Source organism: Streptomyces sp. NPDC051563 (genome assembly GCF_044454225.1).
GTDB lineage: Bacteria > Actinomycetota > Actinomycetes > Streptomycetales > Streptomycetaceae > Streptomyces.
The window spans coordinates 1-15,511 of the sequence record NZ_JBITDL010000007.1; the positions used below are offsets into that span (position 1 = coordinate 1).

The window sequence follows — 15,511 nt, forward strand, 5'->3', positions numbered from 1 at the left end:
ACCGCCCCCCACCCGCAGCCACCGAGCCCCGACAACACCCCAGCCCCGCCGGCGCTTGAGGCGCAGGGGCCCGGGGACAGAGTCCCCGGCAACGGCGCCGCACAGGGCGGGCGACCCTCACGGCGGCCCCGCAAACCGCGCCGGAGCAAAGGGAGCAGGGTCCAGCGGCGGAACCACCCCCGTCAGCGAAGCCGCAATCAGCACGCCCGTAGCCGGCGCCAGCCCGATCCCCGCCCCCTCGTGCCCACAGGCGTGGAACAGCCCCGGGACCCGCGGATCCGGCCCGATCGCCGGAAGATGGTCCGGCAGGTAGGGCCGGAACCCGTGATAGACCCGCAGCACCCGCACATCCGCCAGCACCGGGAAGAGAACGGCCGCCTGCACCGCCAACCGCCTCAGCGCCTCCGTCGACAACGACCGGTCGAAGCCGACCCGTTCCCGCGTGGCCCCCATCAGGACCGGCCCCGCCGGGGTGCCTTCGACCACCGCCGAGGACTGCAGCGCCGCCGACCCGCTGGCGACGTCCGCGATGTAGTCCGCGGCGTATACCTTGTGCCGCACCACCCTCGGCAGCGGCTCCGTCACCAGGACGAAGCCCCGCCGGGGCAGCACCGGAAGGACGGCTCCGGCCAGCGCGGCCACCGCCCCGCCCCAGGTGCCGGCGGCGTTGACCACCGCCGGGGCGTGGAGGTCGCGGCGCGCCGTGCGGACCCCGCGGATCTCCCCCGCCGGGCCCCGCAGGAGTTCCGTGACCTCCTCCCCGAGGTGCAGCACGAGGTCCGGCGCCGCGGCCAGCAGCTGCGCCGCCGCCTGGGCGGGCTGGACCTGGGCGTCCTGCGGGTAGTGGAAGCCGCCCGCCAGGTCCGGGGCGAGGTGGGGCTCCAGGGCGCGCAGCTCTTCCGGGCCCACCTCGACCGCGTCGACCCCCGCCGCGCGCTGGCCGTCGGCGAAGCCCCGCAGGGCCTTCACGGTGGCCTCCTGCGCGGCGACGACCAGGCCGCCCTTGGCCTCGTACTCGATCTCCCCCGGGAGTTCGAGCGCGAGCTCGCGCCAGAGCCGCGCCGAGAGCAGTGCGAGGTCCAGCTCGGGGCCCGCCTCCTTGTCGGAGACGAGCAGGTTGCCTTCGCCAGCGCCGGTCGTACCGCCGGCGACCGGGCCGCGGTCGACGACGGCCACGCGGAGTCCGGCGCGCGCCGCGTAGTACGCGCACGCGGCTCCGACCACGCCCGCGCCGATGATCACGAGGTCCAGGGGGTGTCTCTTGGGCACGGCAGTAATATGTCACATATCTCTAGAGGGGAACAGAGGGCGGCCCCGGATGGCCGAGGTCACCCGCGCAGCGGCCCCTCGCAGCTGTAACTCGAGGTACCCGCAACCCGGTTGCTCCAGATGTCCAGCACGCCGAAGGAGCAGTTCATGTCGGCCAGGTTGTTCGAGGCCGCGCCCGCCCGGTCGAGGATGAAGTAGTCGACCGTCTCGGACATGTCCTTGAAGTTCTGGTCGTCGCTGCGCCAGTCCTTCAGGTTCGCCGTGATCCTGCCGGTACAGGTGAACCGCCGCTTGCCCGGCTCGCCGTTCTCCACGCAGTCCGGCGTGTTGTACGTGGCCGTGGCGAAGGCCGACTTCACGTCCGCGAGCGCCGCGTCGCGCAGCTGCGCGTTCGGGGTGAACGAAGTGTTCGGCACGTACAGCTGGTCGACCTTGGCGATCTGGGCGTCCAGGAACCGGTCGTAGCCGCTCTGGACGGCCGCGTCGCCGCCCATCCGGGTGCGCCAGGCGTCGAAGCCCGCCGGGTCGTTCGCGCGCAGGTGGCCGTACATCTCCCGTAGCTTCGAGGGCTGTTCGGTCCACAGGAACTCGAAGAAGGCGCCGGAGTACCCGTAGAAGCGGAAGCCGTCCTTGGCGTACGTGGCGTGCAGCAGCTGGTCCACCGTCATGCGGGGGCCGCCGCCGGCCGTGTCGCCGATGATGCTCTTGATCAGGGACTTGCGGACGGCGATGCCGTTGTCGCGGGTCGCGCCGTCGAAGAACTCGGCGGTGCCCTCGTCCATGGCGGTCGTGCGGTCGCCCTCGTACCAGGCGCCCTGACCGAAGGTGCCGGGGACGGCGAAGCGGCCGTTGAGGTAGTGCGTGTACTCGTGCCGGAAGAGCTCTTCCAGGGTGAGCTGGGAGTCCTGCGGGACGCGGCGCTGGTAGGTGTAGAAGGTGGCGCCGTTCTCGATGTACATGCCGCCGTTGTCGGTCCCGTAGCCGGTGAGGAGCGGCTGGTAGTTCACGTAGTCGGCGCGGGAGGCGTACAGCACGATGCTGAGGGTGGTGTTGACGTCTCCGGCGAGCGGCTGGTCGGTGCCCACGACCCGGTGGAACTGGTTCCTGACCTGCTTGCTCGCGTAGTACAGCTGGTCGACGACGGCCCGGTCGAGGGCGGTGCGCACCCTGATGGCCCCATTGGCCCCGCCGTCGTAGGTGAAGGTGTTCGGGAAGAGCTCCCGCTCGATGTCCTCCTTGCACACCCCGTACGGCTTGCACGCCTGGTAGAAGGTGAGCCAGGAAACGGCCTTCACCCACGGCTCGCTGCCGTCGCCGAAGGCGGCCCGGGCCGGGGCGAGGAGCGCACCGAGGTCGGCGGTGATCCCGTCCTTCAGGCCCGCGATCTGGCCGAAGCGGCCGAACTCGGCGAGGGCGTCGCGCGCCACCCAGGCGTTCGCGGTGCCCTTGAGGTGGGCGTACGTCGCGAAGTTCTTGAAGGTGGCGCGGTACGGGGCGTCGGCGGCGGCCGCCGCGTGGAACGCGGTGTCGTTGTTGTACACGCCGAGGTAGTTGACGGAGAGGGCGGCGAGCGCCGCGCCCGCCCAGGCGGTGTCCAGGTTGGTCGCGGTGTGCGACGGGTCCATCGTGGCCAGGACGTTCCTGATCAGGCCGAGCTGGTGGTGGCGCAGGCCCGGGGCGCTGCCGGCGTAGAGGGCCTCGCGCAGGGTGCGGGCGTTGGAGCCGGTGACGTCGAAGGTGCGGGCGGCGCCCGCGAAGGCGGCGATGGCCTGGCGCATGGCCTCGACGGTCGGGGCGTCGGTGACGTCGATCTCGGCGCGGGAGTGGTCGTGGTAGGCCACGGCGTGCAGGTAGGTGAACATCTCCTCCAGGTGGGAGGAGTTCAGGCCGTCGTGGGAGGCGGCCAGGGCGGATATCCGGCGGGAGACGGCCTGGACGTGGGCGTCCGACATGACGGGGGCCAGCCGGGCGTCCCAGGTCCAGATCAAGCCCGGGAGGCAGCCGCCCTTGGCCGCCGTGACGGCCGGGTCGGCGAGGAAGTCGGCGAACTGCTCCGGGGTGAGCCCGGTGATCCCGTCGAGCGTGCAGGGGACGCCCGCCGCGGCGCCCTGCACCGAGGCGGCGAGCCTGCCGCCCTTCGGGGCGGTGACCGCCCCGGGTACCTTGCCCTCGGCGACGGCCTGCCCGCCCGGGGCCCGGCCGCCGGGGGCCGGGGCGGGCGCGGGGGCGGCCTGCCGTGCGTCGGCGAGGTGCTCGACCTCGTCGAACGGGTGCGCACCGGCCTCGGCGCCCGGCGCGCCCCCCGCGAAGATGCCGGGTGCGGTGACACCCGGGGCGTCGGCGCGGGCGCCGGTCCCGGCGGCCTGGGTCACGGTCTGGCCCGCGGTGGCGAGGAGGGTGACCGCGACGGCGGCGGAGAGGAGGGACGTGCGCACGACTCTGTGCTGGGGCACCAAGAACTCCTGGCTGGGAGGGGCGGTGGGGGAAAGTGCGGAACTGCCCTGCTTGCGGAACCGCCCGCCCGCTGAACTGCCCTGCTTCACACGGCGTTTGGCGGGGATCAACGGGGCGCGGTGTGAGCTGTAACATAGTAATGTGAAATTGCACTGACAAGACCTGTGCGCCCACCAGTTCGCATCTTCTTGAGGGAGCCCCTGTGACCGACACCCCCTCCCGCCCCACCGCCGGGCTCAACATCGGCAGCCACGACCTGCCCGTATCAGCCGAGTTGTCCCGCTTCATGGCCTCGGACTGGGCGGCCTCCCCCCTGCCGGACGCCGCACGCGTCCCCGCGTGCGCCGTCACCCCCGCCCGCCGCGCACGCCTCTCCGCCCGCTTCCCCGGGGAGCGGCTGATCATCCCCGCGGGAGAGCTGAAGGTCCGCAGCCACGACTGCGACTACCGCTTCCGCCCGCACAGCGCATACGCCTGGCTGACCGGGCTCACCGGCGAGGACCAGGTCGGCCACGTCCTGGTCCTGGAGCCGGCCGGCCCGCACGGGCACGAGGCCGTCCTCTACCTGCGCCCGCGCTCACCGCGCACCGGCGGCAACGAGGAGTTCTACCGCGACCGCCGCTACGGGGAGTTCTGGGTCGGCCGCCGCCCCGACCTCGCGGAGGCGGAGCGCCTCTCCGGCATCCGCTGCGCCCACCTGGACGCACTGGGCTCCCCCTCGGGGCGCAACGCCGCCGCCGACCCGGAGCTCGCGGTCGCCCTCTCCGAACTGCGCCTGGTCAAGGACGCCTGGGAGGTGGCCGAGCTGCAGCTCGCCGTCGACCACACCGCCGCCGGGTTCGAGGACGTCGTACGGGAGCTCCCGTACGCGCTGGCGCACCCGCGCGGCGAGCGGTGGATCGAGGGGGTCTTCAACCGCCGCGCCCGCGCCGAGGGCAACGGGACCGGCTACGAGACGATCGCCGCCTCCGGCGCGCACGCCTGCGTGCTGCACTGGATCCGCAACGACGGCCGGCTGAACGCGAGCGATCTGCTCCTCATGGACGCGGGCGTGGAGACCGACGGCCTCTACACGGCGGACATCACCCGCACCCTCCCGCTGTCGGGCCGGTTCTCCCCCGTCCAACGGCAGGTGTACGAGCTGGTCCTGGCCGCACAGGACGCGGGCATGGCGGCGCTGCGGCCGGGCGCGAGCTTCCGCGACTTCCACCGGGCCGGGATGCGCGTGATCGCGGAGGGGCTCGCGGAGTGGGGGGTGCTCAAGAACGCCGAGGGCGACCTGCACCGGCGCTACACCCTGTGCAGCAGCGGGCACATGCTCGGGCTCGACGTGCACGACTGCGCGCAGGCGCGCGCGGACACGTACCTGGACGGGGTCCTGGAGGAGGGCCAGGTGCTCACCGTGGAGCCGGGGCTCTACCTCCAGCCCGACGACGAGACCCTCCCGGCGGAACTGCGCGGCATCGGCGTCCGCATCGAGGACGACCTGGTCATCACGGCCGAGGGCGCCCGGCTGATGTCGGGCGCCCTGCCGCGCACGGTGGCGGGCATCGAGGAGTGGATGGGGAACCTGCTGGAGGGCGGCGGGCGCTGAGGCGCCGGGGGGGCGAGGCCCCCGGCGCGGTCCACCGCGTCCGGGGTTCGCGCCTCACCGCTCAGCCGGTCGCCGCCCGGTCAGTTGCGGTGGCCACCGCCGTTCCAGCCTCCGCCACCGCCGCCGCCGTTCCAGCCACCGCCACCGTCACGCCAGTTGTTGCCGTTGTCGTGGTTCCAGTTGCCGTTGTCGCGGTCGTGACTCCAGTTGCCGTTGTCGTCGTTCCAGTTGTTGTTCCGGCTGTCGTGCCCGCTGTCGCGCCAGTTGTCGTTGCTCCAGTTGCTGTTGTCCCAACTGCTGTTCCAACTGTCGTTGCCCCAGTCGTTGTTGTCCCAGCACCAACTGGGGCGGTCCCCGCGGGAGGTGTCGCAGCAGTAGCGCCACCAGTCGTCCCCGCGCCAGTCACTGCCGCGCCAGTTCGAACACCGGTCGTACGTCTGCGGAAGGCTGGAGGCAAAGGCACTGCCCACGGGCATCAGACCGAGCGTGATCCCGGCGGCCCCTGTCACGGCTGCCGCAATGAACCCACGGCGCATCGTCATACACCTCCGAGAGGAAGGGTGAATACGCGGATTTCTCCGCTTATGAGGCATTTACACCCTCCCTCAGCCCTTGCCCACTGTCAAAGGCACCCGCACCGCACCCGCGCTCACCAGCAAAAAGGCCTACGGGAGCACCGCCAGCCCGTCCAGTTCCACGAGCGCCTCCTCGTCCCACAGCCGGACCACGCCCACGACCGCCATCGCCGGATAGTCCCGGCCTGCCAACCGCCGCCAGATCCGGCCCAGTTCGGGGGCACAGGCCCGGTAGTCGGCCACGTCCGCGGCATAGACCGTGACCCGCGCCAGATCGGCCGGCGCACCGCCCGCCCCCGCCAGTGCGGCCAGCAGGTTCGCCAGCGCCTGCTCGAACTGCTGCGGGAGCGTCGCCCCCACCACCTTCCCCGCGCCGTCGAGCGCCGTCTGCCCGGCCAGGAAGACCAGCCGGCCCCCGCTCGCGACGACGGCGTGCGAGAAGCCCGTCGCCGGGGACAGCTCCTCCGGGTTGATCCGCTCCAGGCTCATGCCCGCCCCACCTCCCGCGCCTCCCGGTAGAGCTCCTTGGCGATGATCGTGCGCTGCACCTCGCTCGCCCCCTCGTAGATCCTCGGCGCCCGCACCTCCCGGTACAGGTGTTCCAGCAGGTGGCCCCGGCGCAGGGCGGCCGCCCCGTGCAGCTGTACCGCGTGGTCGACGACGTACTGGGCCGTCTCGGTGGCCAGCAGCTTCGCCATGGCCGCCCGCCTCGGCACCTGCGGGGAGCTCGCGTCCGCGTCGTAGGCCGCCGCCGCCGCGTAGACGAGGAGCCGGGCCGCCTCGGTCCGGGTCGCCATCTCGGCCACCCGGTGCGCCACGGCCTGGAGGTCGCCCAGCACCCCGCCGAAGGCGGTACGGGCGGCCGTGTGCGCCACCGTCGCGTCCAGGGCGGCGCCGGCCATCCCGACGGCGAAGGCACCCACGCTGGGGCGGAAGAGGTTCAGGGTGTCCATGGCCACCCGGAAACCCCGGCCCGGTTCCCCCAGCAGGTCGGCCGGGCCCACCGGGACCCCGTCGAAGGCGAGCGCGCCGATGGGGTGCGGGGAGAGCATGTCGAGGGGCTCCCCCGAGAGCCCCGGCCGGTCGGCCGGGACCAGGAAGGCGCTGACGCCCCGGGCTCCGGGGCCCTCTCCGGTGCGGGCGAAGACGGTGTAGAAGTCCGCCTCGGGGGCGTTGGAGATCCAGCACTTCTCCCCGCTGAGCCGCCAGCCCCCGCCGCCGCTCCCGCCGTCACCGCCACCGCCTCCCTCGGGCGCCGCTTCGAGCGCCAGCGCCCCCGCGTCCGATCCGGCCCCCGGCTCGCTCAGCGCGAAGGCCGCCACCGTGCGTCCGGCCCGCACCCCGGGCAGCCAGCGCTCGCGCTGCGCCTCACTGCCCGAGCGCAGCACCGGGTACGCGCCCAGCCCCTGGAGGGCGAGGGCGGTCTCCGCCTCCGTGCAGCCGTAGGCGAGGGATTCGCGCAGCAGGCACAGGTCCAGCGCGCCCGAGGTGAACACCCGCTCCAGCAGCCCCTCTTCGCCCAGTGCGGCCAGCAGCGGCCGGTTGACCCGGCCCGGTTCCCCCTTCTCCGCCAGCGGCCGCAGCCGCTGCGCCGCCAGTGCGCGCAGCCGCGCGCACCACTCCTCCTGGTCCGCCCCGAGCGCGAATCCCGTGAATCGGGTCATCCGTATGCCCCAGCCTCTATCGCGTCCTGTTGACTCCCGTCACCATGACGATACGCTCGTGCTGCGTTCGTACGGCCCGGCTCTTCCACTTCGGTCCACAGTCCATACGCAGGGTCCGGCCCCCACCCGGGGCGCGGGCCGTCGCAAGGGGGCGAACCCGCCTTGGAGCTCAAGCCTTCCGCTCACCGAGACACCTTCGCGCGCGACCACCTGCCGCCCGCGCACGCCTGGCCGCGGCTCCTCTTCGAACTCCCCGGGCTGGCCTACCCCGACCGGCTCAACTGCGGCGTGGAGCTGCTCGACGCCACCATCGCCCGGCTGGGCCCCGACCGCCCCGCCTTCCGCGGCGCGGACGGCGCGGTGTGGACGTACGGGGAACTGCACGCCCGCGTGGACCGCCTCGCCCACGTGCTCACCACCGACCTGGGCGTGGTCCCCGGCAACCGCGTGCTCCTGCGCGGCCCGACCGGCCCGTGGCTCGCCGCGTGCTGGCTGGCGGTGATGAAGGCGGGCGCCGTGGCCGTCACCGTCCTGGCCCAGCAGCGTGCGCAGGAGCTGGCCACGGTCTGCTCGATGGCCCGGGTGAGCCACGCGCTGTGCCAGGCGGAGGTGGTGGACGACCTGGTGAAGGCGGGGGTGCCGGGTCTGAGGATCACCGCGTACGGCGGTGCGGAACCGGACGACCTGCTGCGCCTGGCGGAGCGGCATGCCGGGCCCTTCCCGGCGGTGGAGACCTCGGCCGACGACGTGGCGCTGATCGCCTTCACCTCGGGCACGACCGGGCGCCCCAAGGGCTGCATGCACTTCCACCGCGATCTCCTCGCGGTGGCCGACACCTTCTCCCAAGAGGTGCTGCGGCCCCGCCCCGAGGACGTCTTCGCGGGCAGTCCGCCGCTCGGTTTCACCTTCGGCCTGGGCGGGCTGGTGGTCTTCCCGCTGCGGGCCGGCGCCTCCGCGCTGCTGCTGGCGGACGGCTCCCCGCGCCTGCTGCTGCCCGCGCTGGCCGAGCACCGGGTGTCGGTGCTGTTCACCGCGCCCACCGCGTACCGGTCGATGCTGGACACGCTGGGCCCGTACGACACGGGCGCCTACGACCTGTCCGCGCTGCGCCGCTGCGTCTCGGCGGGCGAGAACCTGCCGGCCGCCACCTGGCAGGCCTGGTACGAGCGCACGGGCCTGCGGATCATCAACGGGATCGGCGCCACCGAGCTGCTGCACATCTTCATCTCGGCGGCCGACGAGGACATCCGGCCCGGCACCACCGGCCGGGTGGTGCCGGGCTGGGAGGCCCGGGTGGTGGACGAGGCGGGGCTGCCGGTCGCGGACGAGGTGCCCGGGCTGCTGGCCGTACGGGGGCCGGTGGGCTGCCGCTACCTGGCGGACCCGCGGCAGGGCGAGTACGTACGGGACGGCTGGAACCTCACGGGCGACACCTACGTCCGCGACGCGGAGGGCTACTTCCGCTACGTGGCCAGGGCAGACGACATGATCATCTCCGCGGGGTACAACATCGCGGGCCCGGAGGTCGAGGAGGCCCTGCTGCGCCATCCCGACGTGCTGGAGGTGGCCGTGGTCGGCCGCCCCGACGAGCGGCGCGGGCAGGTCGTGGTCGCGTACGCGGTCCTGCGGGAGGGCGCGGTCCTGACCGAGGACGCCCTGCGCACCTTCATGCGGACCGAGCTCGCCCCGCACAAATGCCCGCGCACCTTCGTCTTCCTGCCCGCCCTGCCCCGGACGGCGACGGGCAAGCTGCAACGCTTCCGGCTGCGCGATCAGGAGGATCCGCAGGCTCCCCGCCGAGGACACGATCTAGAGTGAAGCCGTGGTCGAGCAGCACACTCCGCGATCCCTGATCGTCACGTTCTACGGCGCCTACGGGCGGGCCTTCCCGGGCCCGGTCCCGGTGTCCGCGCTGGTCCGCCTGCTGGGCGCGGCCGGGGTGGACGCCCCGTCCGTCCGCTCGTCGGTGTCCCGGCTGAAGCGGCGCGGCTTCCTGCTGCCCGCGCGGACCGGGGACCGCGCGGCGGGGTACGAGCTGTCGGGCGAGGCGCGCCGGCTCCTGGAGCACGGCGACCGCCGGATCTACGGAGCCGCCCGCCCGGCGGAGTCCCAGGACTGGCTGCTGGCCGTCTTCTCCGTCCCGGAGCAGGAACGGGCGAAGCGGCACCTGCTGCGCTCCCGGCTCGCCGGGCTCGGCTTCGGCGCGGTGGCGCCCGGCGTGTGGATCGCCCCGGCGCAGTGGGACGGGGAGACCCGGCACACCCTGGAGCGGCTGCACCTGACGGGGTACGTGGAGCTCTTCCGCGGCGCCCACCTGGGCTTCGCCCCGACGGCCGAGTCGGTGGCCCGCTGGTGGGACCTGGCGGCGCTGGCCAAGCAGCACGAGGAGTTCCTCGACCTCCACGAGCCCGCCCTGCGCGCCCTGCAGACGGGCGCGGCCGACCCCACCCCGGAGGCCGCCTACCGCGGTTACCTCCTCGCCCTGGACACCTGGCGCCGCCTCCCGTACGCCGACCCGGGCCTGCCGCGCGCCCTGCTCCCCGCGGACTGGCCCGGCGACCGCTCGGCAGCGGTCTTCGCGGAACTGCACGAGCGCCTGCGGGACCTGGGGGCGGGCTTCGTGGAGCCGTAGCCCGTCTCCACGGCCGCCCTGACCGGCCGAGCCCCGCGGACGGCGCGGGCCGCGCGGGCGGGAAAACCTGCTGCGCGGTGGGCCCGGCACGGGCGAGGATGCCCCATGCCCTGGACCTTCACTTCCGACCTGCCGGCCTATCTGGCCGCGGCCCGCCCGGCCATCGCCGCCGAGCCCGTCGTCAACACGTCCCTCCTGACCGTGATCGACGCCCTGGAGCGGCGGGGCCCGGACGCCTACGGCTCCGCCGCCCCGCTCTACGGGTGGTGGACCGACGAGGACGCGGCCGTCGCCGGCGCCCTGGTGCACACCCCGCCGTACCCGCTGCTGATCGGCGCAGTGCCCCCGGAGGCCGTCCGGGAGCTGGGGACCGCGCTCGCCACCGAGCCGCTGCTGGCCGGGGTCGACGCACTCAGCGTCCGCCGCGAGGACGCGCACGTGCTGGCCGACGCCTGGGGCAGGCCCACCGAGGTCGCGGAGGAGGACCGGCTCTACCGGCTCGCCGGGCTCATCGCCCCCGATCCCGCCCCGGCCGGACGGGCCCGCACCGCCGGGGAGGCGGACCTCCCGCTGCTCCTGGACTGGGTCACCGCCTTCAGGCAGGAGGCCGGCGAGGGCGGGGCCGCCTCCGAAGCCGCCCTGCGCGACCGGCTCTCGTACGGCGGCATGCTGCTCTGGGTGGACGACGCCGGTACCCCGGTCTCCCTGGCCGGTTTCTTCCGCCCGATCGGCGCCGTTTCCCGGATCGGGCCGGTGTACACCCCGCCGGCGCTGCGCGGCCGGGGCTACGCGGCGGGCGTCACCCACGCCGTCACCGAGGCGGCGCACGCGGCCGGTGCACGCGAGGTGCTGCTCTTCGCGGACCTGACCAACCCCACCAGCAACGGTGTGTACCAGCGCCTGGGCTACACCCCGGTCGAGGACCGGGTGGAGCTCGCGCTGACATGACCGCGCGCGAGGAGCCGGCCGAACCGGCCGAACCGCTCGAACCGCTCGAACCGCTCTGGATGCTGGCCGCCAACGTGGTCCTGTGGCGCCGCTACGGCGAGGGCGGCCAGGGGCAGCGTCCCGGCACGAAGATGTTCAAGGGCAACTCCAAGGTGTACGTCCACGACCGCGTGAACGGGTGGGAGGACTGCCAGGCGATCGGCCGGCCGCGGCACGACCGGGGGTACCGCTGGGCGTACGTGGCCACCCGCCACCTGCACGGATTCCGGGCCACGCTCGTACGCTCCCCGGCCGTGCTGCGGCTCGCCGAGTTCTCGGCCTTCCGGGACGAGGCGGCCGCACAGGAGGCGGCCGCGGTCATGGAACGCCTCGCCTGGGAGCTGCGCTCCGGCGGCTGGCCCGACTGGCCGCATCCGGAGCCCTGCCACTGCCACGAGTGCCTGGCCCTGCGGCCCCACCGGTAGGCGGGGCGAGCGCGGGCCCTACCCCCGCCCCGTCGGCGGCTTGCGGCTGCCGGCGAGGTAGGGCGGGGGCCAGGGTGCGGCGGGGCCGGCGTAGGACTGGTCGGCGGCCGCGTGCAGGGTCCAGTGGGGGTCGTAGAGGTGGGGGCGGCCGAGCGCGCAGAGGTCCGCCCGGCCCGCCAGCAGCAGGGAGTTGACGTCGTCCCAGGAGGAGATCGCCCCGACCGCGATCACCGGCACGTTCAGTGCGTTGCGGATCCGGTCGGCGTAGGGGGTCTGGTACGCGCGCCCGTACTCGGGGGTCTCCTCCGCGACCACCTGGCCCGTGGAGACGTCGATGGCGTCGGCCCCGTGGGCCGCGAAGGCCCGGGCGATGGCCACCGCCTCCTCGGGCGAGGTGCCGCCGGGTGCCCAGTCGGTGGCGGAGAGGCGGACCGTCATCGGCCGGTCCTCGGGCCAGACGGCGCGGACGGCGTCGAATACTTCCAGCGGGAAGCGGAGCCGGTTCTCCAGCGGGCCGCCGTAGGCGTCGGTGCGGTGGTTGGTCAGCGGGGAGAGGAAACCGGAGAGCAGGTAGCCGTGCGCGCAGTGCAGTTCCAGCAGGTCGAAGCCGCTGCGTGCGGCCCGGACGGCCGCGGCGGCGAAGTCGGAGCGGACGGCGGCGAGGTCCGCGGCGCCCATGGCCCGGGGGACGGCCGAGGCCCCGGGGCGGTAGGGCAGCGCGGAGGCGGCCATCAGGGGCCAGTTCCCCTCGGGCAGCGGGGCGTCCATGCCCTCCCACATCACCCGGGTCGATCCCTTGCGGCCCGAGTGGCCGAGCTGGACGCCGAGGGCGGTGCCGGGCGCCGAGGTGTGCACGAAGTCGGCGATCCGCGCCCAGGCGGCCGCCTGGGCGGCGGTGTAGAGGCCCGTACAGCCCGGGGTGATCCGGCCCTCGGGGCTGACGCAGACCATCTCGGTCATCACCAGGGCGGCCCCGCCCAGGGCGCGGGCGCCGAGGTGCACCAGGTGGAAGTCGCCCGGCACGCCGTCGCCGGACGACTCCGCGGCGGAAGCCGAGTACATGTCCATCGGGGACACCACGACCCGGTTGCGCAGCGTCAGTCCCCGCAGCGTGAACGGCGTGAACATCGGCGGGGTTCCCGCATCCTCCGGAGCCCCGTCCGGGGCCTGCGGGCAGCCGAAGTCGCGCTCCACGGCCCGCGTGAACCGAGGATCGCGCAGCCGCAGGTTGCCGTGGGTGACCCGCAGGCTGCGGGTGAGGAGGTTGAAGGCGAACTGCCGGGCGGGCTGCTCCACGTACCCGGCGAGCTCCTCGAACCACCGCATGCTGGCGGCCGCCGCCCGCTGGGTGGAGGCCACGGCGGGCCGCCGGGCGGCCTCGTACGCGGCCAGCGCGGCCGGGACGTCCGCCTCGGCCTCCACCGCCCGGGCCAGTGCGAGCGCGTCCTCCACCGCCAGTTTGGTGCCGGAGCCGATCGAGAAGTGCGCGGTGTGCGCGGCGTCGCCGATGAGCACCGTGTTGCCGTGCGACCAGCGCGCGTTGACCACCGTACGGAACTGCGTCCACGCGGAGCCGTTCCCGCGCAGCGGCCGTCCGCGCAGGGCCTCGGCGAAGGTCTTCGCGCAGCGGGCCGCGGATTCCGCCTCGTCGCAGAGGTCGAAGCCCGCGGCGTGCCAGACCTCCTCGCGCATTTCGACGATCACGGTCGAGGAGTCCGCCGCGTAGGGGTAGGCGTGCAGCTGCATCACCCCGTGCTCGGTCTCCGCGATCTCGAAGCGGAAGGCATCGAGGGCGAAGTCGGCGGCCAGCCAGATGTACCGGCACCGCCCGCCCGTCAGCGCGGGCCCGTAGTGCCCGGCCCCGGCCTCCCGGATCCGGCTGTGCACCCCGTCCGCCGCGACCACCAGGTCGTACGAGGCCGCGAGCAGCTGCGGCTCGGGGGCCGGGGTGCGAAAGCGCAGCCGGACCCCGAGGCCCGCGCAGCGCTCGTGCAGGATCTCCAGGAGGCGGCGCCGCCCGAGCGCGGCGAACCCGTGGCCGCCGGAGGTCAGCAGCCGGCCGCGGTGCACGATGTCGATGTCGTCCCAGCGGACGAACTCGGCGCTCAGGGCCGCGTAGACCACGGCGTCGGCCGCTTCGATGCCGCCGAGCGTCTCGTCGGAGAGGACCACTCCGAAGCCGAAGGTGTCGTCGGGGGCGTTGCGCTCCCACACGTCCACCGCGTGCCCCTGCCGGGCCAGCAGCGCGGCGGCGTAGAGCCCGCCCGGTCCCCCGCCGACCACGGCGACCCGCAGGGCGGTGTCCTCCCGGCCGGTGCCCATCGCGCCGGTGCCCATCGCGCCGGTGCCGATCGCGCCCGTGCCCATCGGACTACCTGCCCTTCCACTGGGGCGGCCGCTTCCCGGTGAAGGCCGCGTGGAACTCCCGGTAGTCCTCGCCGTTCATCAGCAGGGCCTGGGTGTTCGCGTCGAGTTCCACCGAGGCCGCGAGCGGCATGTCCAGTTCGGCGGTCAGCAGCGCCTTGGTCTGCGCGTACGCGAGGGCCGGACCGGCGGCGAGGTGCGCGGCGAGCTCCGCCGCGCGCACGGAGGCCCTGCCCTCCTCGGTGACCTCGCTGAGCAGGCCGATCCGCTCGGCCTCGGGCGCCCTGACCTGTTCCCCGAGCATCAGCAGCCGGGTGGCGTGGCCGAGCCCGACGACCCGTGGCAGCAGGTACGCGGCCCCCATGTCGCCGCCGGAGAGGCCGACCCGGGTGAAGAGGAAGGCGAAGCGGGCGGTGGGGTCGGCGATGCGGAAGTCGGCGGCGAGCGCGATGACCGCCCCGGCGCCGGCGGCGACCCCGTGGACGGCGGCGATGACGGGGAAGGGGCATTCGCGCAGGGCGCGCACGACCTGTCCGGTCATCCGGTTGAAGTCGAGGAGCTGGGCGGTGTCCATCGAGAGGGTGGCGCCGATGATCTCGTCGACGTCGCCTCCGGAGCAGAAGCCGCGCCCTTCGCCGCCGAGCACGAGGGCGCGTACGGAGCGCTCCCTGGACAGTTCGGCGAGCAGGTCGCGCAGGTCGGCGTAGGCGCCGAAGGTGAGCGCGTTGAGCTTCTCGGGGCGGTCGAGGGTGACGGTGGCGACGCCGTCCCGCAGGTCCACCCGGAGGTGGCTCCAGCGTTCGGTCGCGCGTGTGGAACCGAGGAAGGGACTCACCCTCCCGAAGGTATCACCGGTCCATGACTGTCGTCAGGGAAGCGCGATAACTGTGGGTCCGCGTCCGGCCGGGAGGACCACACGCGCCGAACGTCCCGAGCCGCCGTGGCCGACGTCCCTTGCGGTCACGGCGGGGTGCCCTACAGCCGGACATTTCTACTTCGTATCGTTGAAAGCAGGATTTCCCCCGCGTACTGCCCCTGCGAACCCCACGGAACGGACGGTCTGCCTTGCCCGACCCCTGCGCCTGGCGGATAGCCCTGCCGCACACGACTGCGGCCGTGCCCATCGCCCGCGCCCTCGTCCGTACGGCCCTCGCCGACATCGACGCGCCCGCCGACAGCGACACCGCCGAACTGCTCACCGCCGAGCTGGTCGCCAACGCCGTGGAGCACACCCCCGGCGACGCCCCCATCGAGCTCGTCGTGGAACTGCTGGCGAACGGCTGCCAGGTCGAGGTCCACGACGGGGATCCGGAGCCCCCCGCCGACCTGACCGCCCCCGGCCCGGACGACGCCCACCCCGACCCCTGGCAGGAGCACGGCCGCGGCCTGCTGCTGATCCGGACCCTGAGCTCGGCCTGCGGCCACCGATCCACCCCGCACGGCAAGGCCGTGTGGTTCACCCTGCCGTCCCGGCCGCCGCGCTAGGACGCCCGGACCCCGCCGCCCCGGCTCCGCCGCATGACTATGCGGCCGGTTGTGCGGCTGGT

The 15,511-nt window shown here is 74.0% G+C and carries 13 protein-coding genes; 6 read left to right on the forward strand and 7 right to left on the reverse strand.

All coding sequences use genetic code 11. The annotated features are described in order from the left end of the window. Nucleotides 1-117: 117 nt before the first annotated feature. Nucleotides 118-1,269, reverse strand: a complete 1,152-nt coding sequence (locus ACIA8F_RS10430; RefSeq protein ID WP_399377875.1) for an NAD(P)/FAD-dependent oxidoreductase — start codon at nucleotides 1,267-1,269, stop codon at nucleotides 118-120. 59 nt (nucleotides 1,270-1,328) lie between these two features. Beyond that, nucleotides 1,329-3,722, reverse strand: a complete 2,394-nt coding sequence (locus tag ACIA8F_RS10435) for a collagenase (protein ID WP_399377876.1) — start codon at nucleotides 3,720-3,722, stop codon at nucleotides 1,329-1,331. Nucleotides 3,723-3,925: 203 nt separating this feature from the next. On the opposite strand from ACIA8F_RS10435, the gene ACIA8F_RS10440 reads away from it, so the two are divergent. Then, the gene (locus ACIA8F_RS10440; RefSeq protein ID WP_399377878.1) at nucleotides 3,926-5,317 is read left to right on the forward strand and encodes an aminopeptidase P family protein; all 1,392 of its coding nucleotides are present in this window, start codon (nucleotides 3,926-3,928) and stop codon (nucleotides 5,315-5,317) included. A gap of 80 nt (nucleotides 5,318-5,397) precedes the next feature. On the opposite strand, the gene ACIA8F_RS10445 is transcribed toward ACIA8F_RS10440, so the two are convergent. From ACIA8F_RS10445 to ACIA8F_RS10455, 3 genes are all read right to left on the reverse strand, one after another. Beyond that, complete coding sequence (locus tag ACIA8F_RS10445) at nucleotides 5,398-5,793, reverse strand: hypothetical protein (RefSeq protein WP_399377879.1); 396 nt, start codon at nucleotides 5,791-5,793, stop codon at nucleotides 5,398-5,400. A gap of 189 nt (nucleotides 5,794-5,982) precedes the next feature. Further along, nucleotides 5,983-6,381 (reverse strand): RidA family protein, encoded by a 399-nt coding sequence (locus ACIA8F_RS10450; protein WP_399377880.1) that lies wholly within the window; start codon nucleotides 6,379-6,381, stop codon nucleotides 5,983-5,985. Next, nucleotides 6,378-7,556, reverse strand: a complete 1,179-nt coding sequence (locus tag ACIA8F_RS10455) for an acyl-CoA dehydrogenase family protein (protein WP_399377881.1) — start codon at nucleotides 7,554-7,556, stop codon at nucleotides 6,378-6,380. Before ACIA8F_RS10455 ends, ACIA8F_RS10450 begins: the two co-directional genes overlap by 4 nt. Before the next feature lie 162 nt (nucleotides 7,557-7,718). On the opposite strand from ACIA8F_RS10455, the gene ACIA8F_RS10460 reads away from it, so the two are divergent. The 4 genes from ACIA8F_RS10460 (at nucleotide 7,719) to ACIA8F_RS10475 (ending at nucleotide 11,600) form a co-directional block, all read left to right on the forward strand. Beyond that, nucleotides 7,719-9,374: an AMP-binding protein gene (locus ACIA8F_RS10460; protein ID WP_399377882.1), complete on the forward strand. Its 1,656-nt coding sequence runs from the start codon at nucleotides 7,719-7,721 to the stop codon at nucleotides 9,372-9,374. Between the two features lie 4 nt (nucleotides 9,375-9,378). Beyond that, nucleotides 9,379-10,188: a PaaX family transcriptional regulator C-terminal domain-containing protein gene (locus tag ACIA8F_RS10465; protein ID WP_399377883.1), complete on the forward strand. Its 810-nt coding sequence runs from the start codon at nucleotides 9,379-9,381 to the stop codon at nucleotides 10,186-10,188. Nucleotides 10,189-10,293: 105 nt separating this feature from the next. Beyond that, a complete protein-coding gene (locus ACIA8F_RS10470; RefSeq protein WP_399377884.1) occupies nucleotides 10,294-11,136 on the forward strand; it encodes a GNAT family N-acetyltransferase in 843 nt (280 codons plus the stop codon). Further along, a complete protein-coding gene (locus tag ACIA8F_RS10475; RefSeq protein ID WP_399377885.1) occupies nucleotides 11,133-11,600 on the forward strand; it encodes a hypothetical protein in 468 nt (155 codons plus the stop codon). The genes ACIA8F_RS10470 and ACIA8F_RS10475 overlap by 4 nt, the downstream gene beginning before the upstream one ends. A gap of 18 nt (nucleotides 11,601-11,618) precedes the next feature. Here the strand turns inward: ACIA8F_RS10475 and ACIA8F_RS10480 are convergent, their stop codons facing one another. Beyond that, nucleotides 11,619-13,937, reverse strand: coding sequence for a bifunctional salicylyl-CoA 5-hydroxylase/oxidoreductase (locus ACIA8F_RS10480; RefSeq protein WP_399378075.1), 2,319 nt, complete (start codon nucleotides 13,935-13,937; stop codon nucleotides 11,619-11,621). 34 nt (nucleotides 13,938-13,971) lie between these two features. Then, entirely contained in the window at nucleotides 13,972-14,799 is an 828-nt protein-coding gene (locus tag ACIA8F_RS10485; protein WP_399377886.1) for an enoyl-CoA hydratase family protein, read from the reverse strand. Between the two features lie 230 nt (nucleotides 14,800-15,029). On the opposite strand from ACIA8F_RS10485, the gene ACIA8F_RS10490 reads away from it, so the two are divergent. Continuing rightward, nucleotides 15,030-15,449, forward strand: coding sequence for an ATP-binding protein (locus ACIA8F_RS10490; protein ID WP_399377887.1), 420 nt, complete (start codon nucleotides 15,030-15,032; stop codon nucleotides 15,447-15,449). Nucleotides 15,450-15,511: the final 62 nt, after the last annotated feature.

Coding starts and splice junctions, on each gene's coding strand:
- ACIA8F_RS10475 (WP_399377885.1), top strand. CDS start 11,133: ATGACCGCGCGCGAGGAGCCGGCCGAACCGGCCGAACCGCTCGAACCG.
- ACIA8F_RS10455 (WP_399377881.1), bottom strand. CDS start 7,556: ATGACCCGATTCACGGGATTCGCGCTCGGGGCGGACCAGGAGGAGTGG.
- ACIA8F_RS10445 (WP_399377879.1), bottom strand. CDS start 5,793: ATGCCCGTGGGCAGTGCCTTTGCCTCCAGCCTTCCGCAGACGTACGAC.
- ACIA8F_RS10450 (WP_399377880.1), bottom strand. CDS start 6,381: ATGAGCCTGGAGCGGATCAACCCGGAGGAGCTGTCCCCGGCGACGGGC.
- ACIA8F_RS10470 (WP_399377884.1), top strand. CDS start 10,294: ATGCCCTGGACCTTCACTTCCGACCTGCCGGCCTATCTGGCCGCGGCC.
- ACIA8F_RS10480 (WP_399378075.1), bottom strand. CDS start 13,937: ATGGGCACCGGCGCGATGGGCACCGGCCGGGAGGACACCGCCCTGCGG.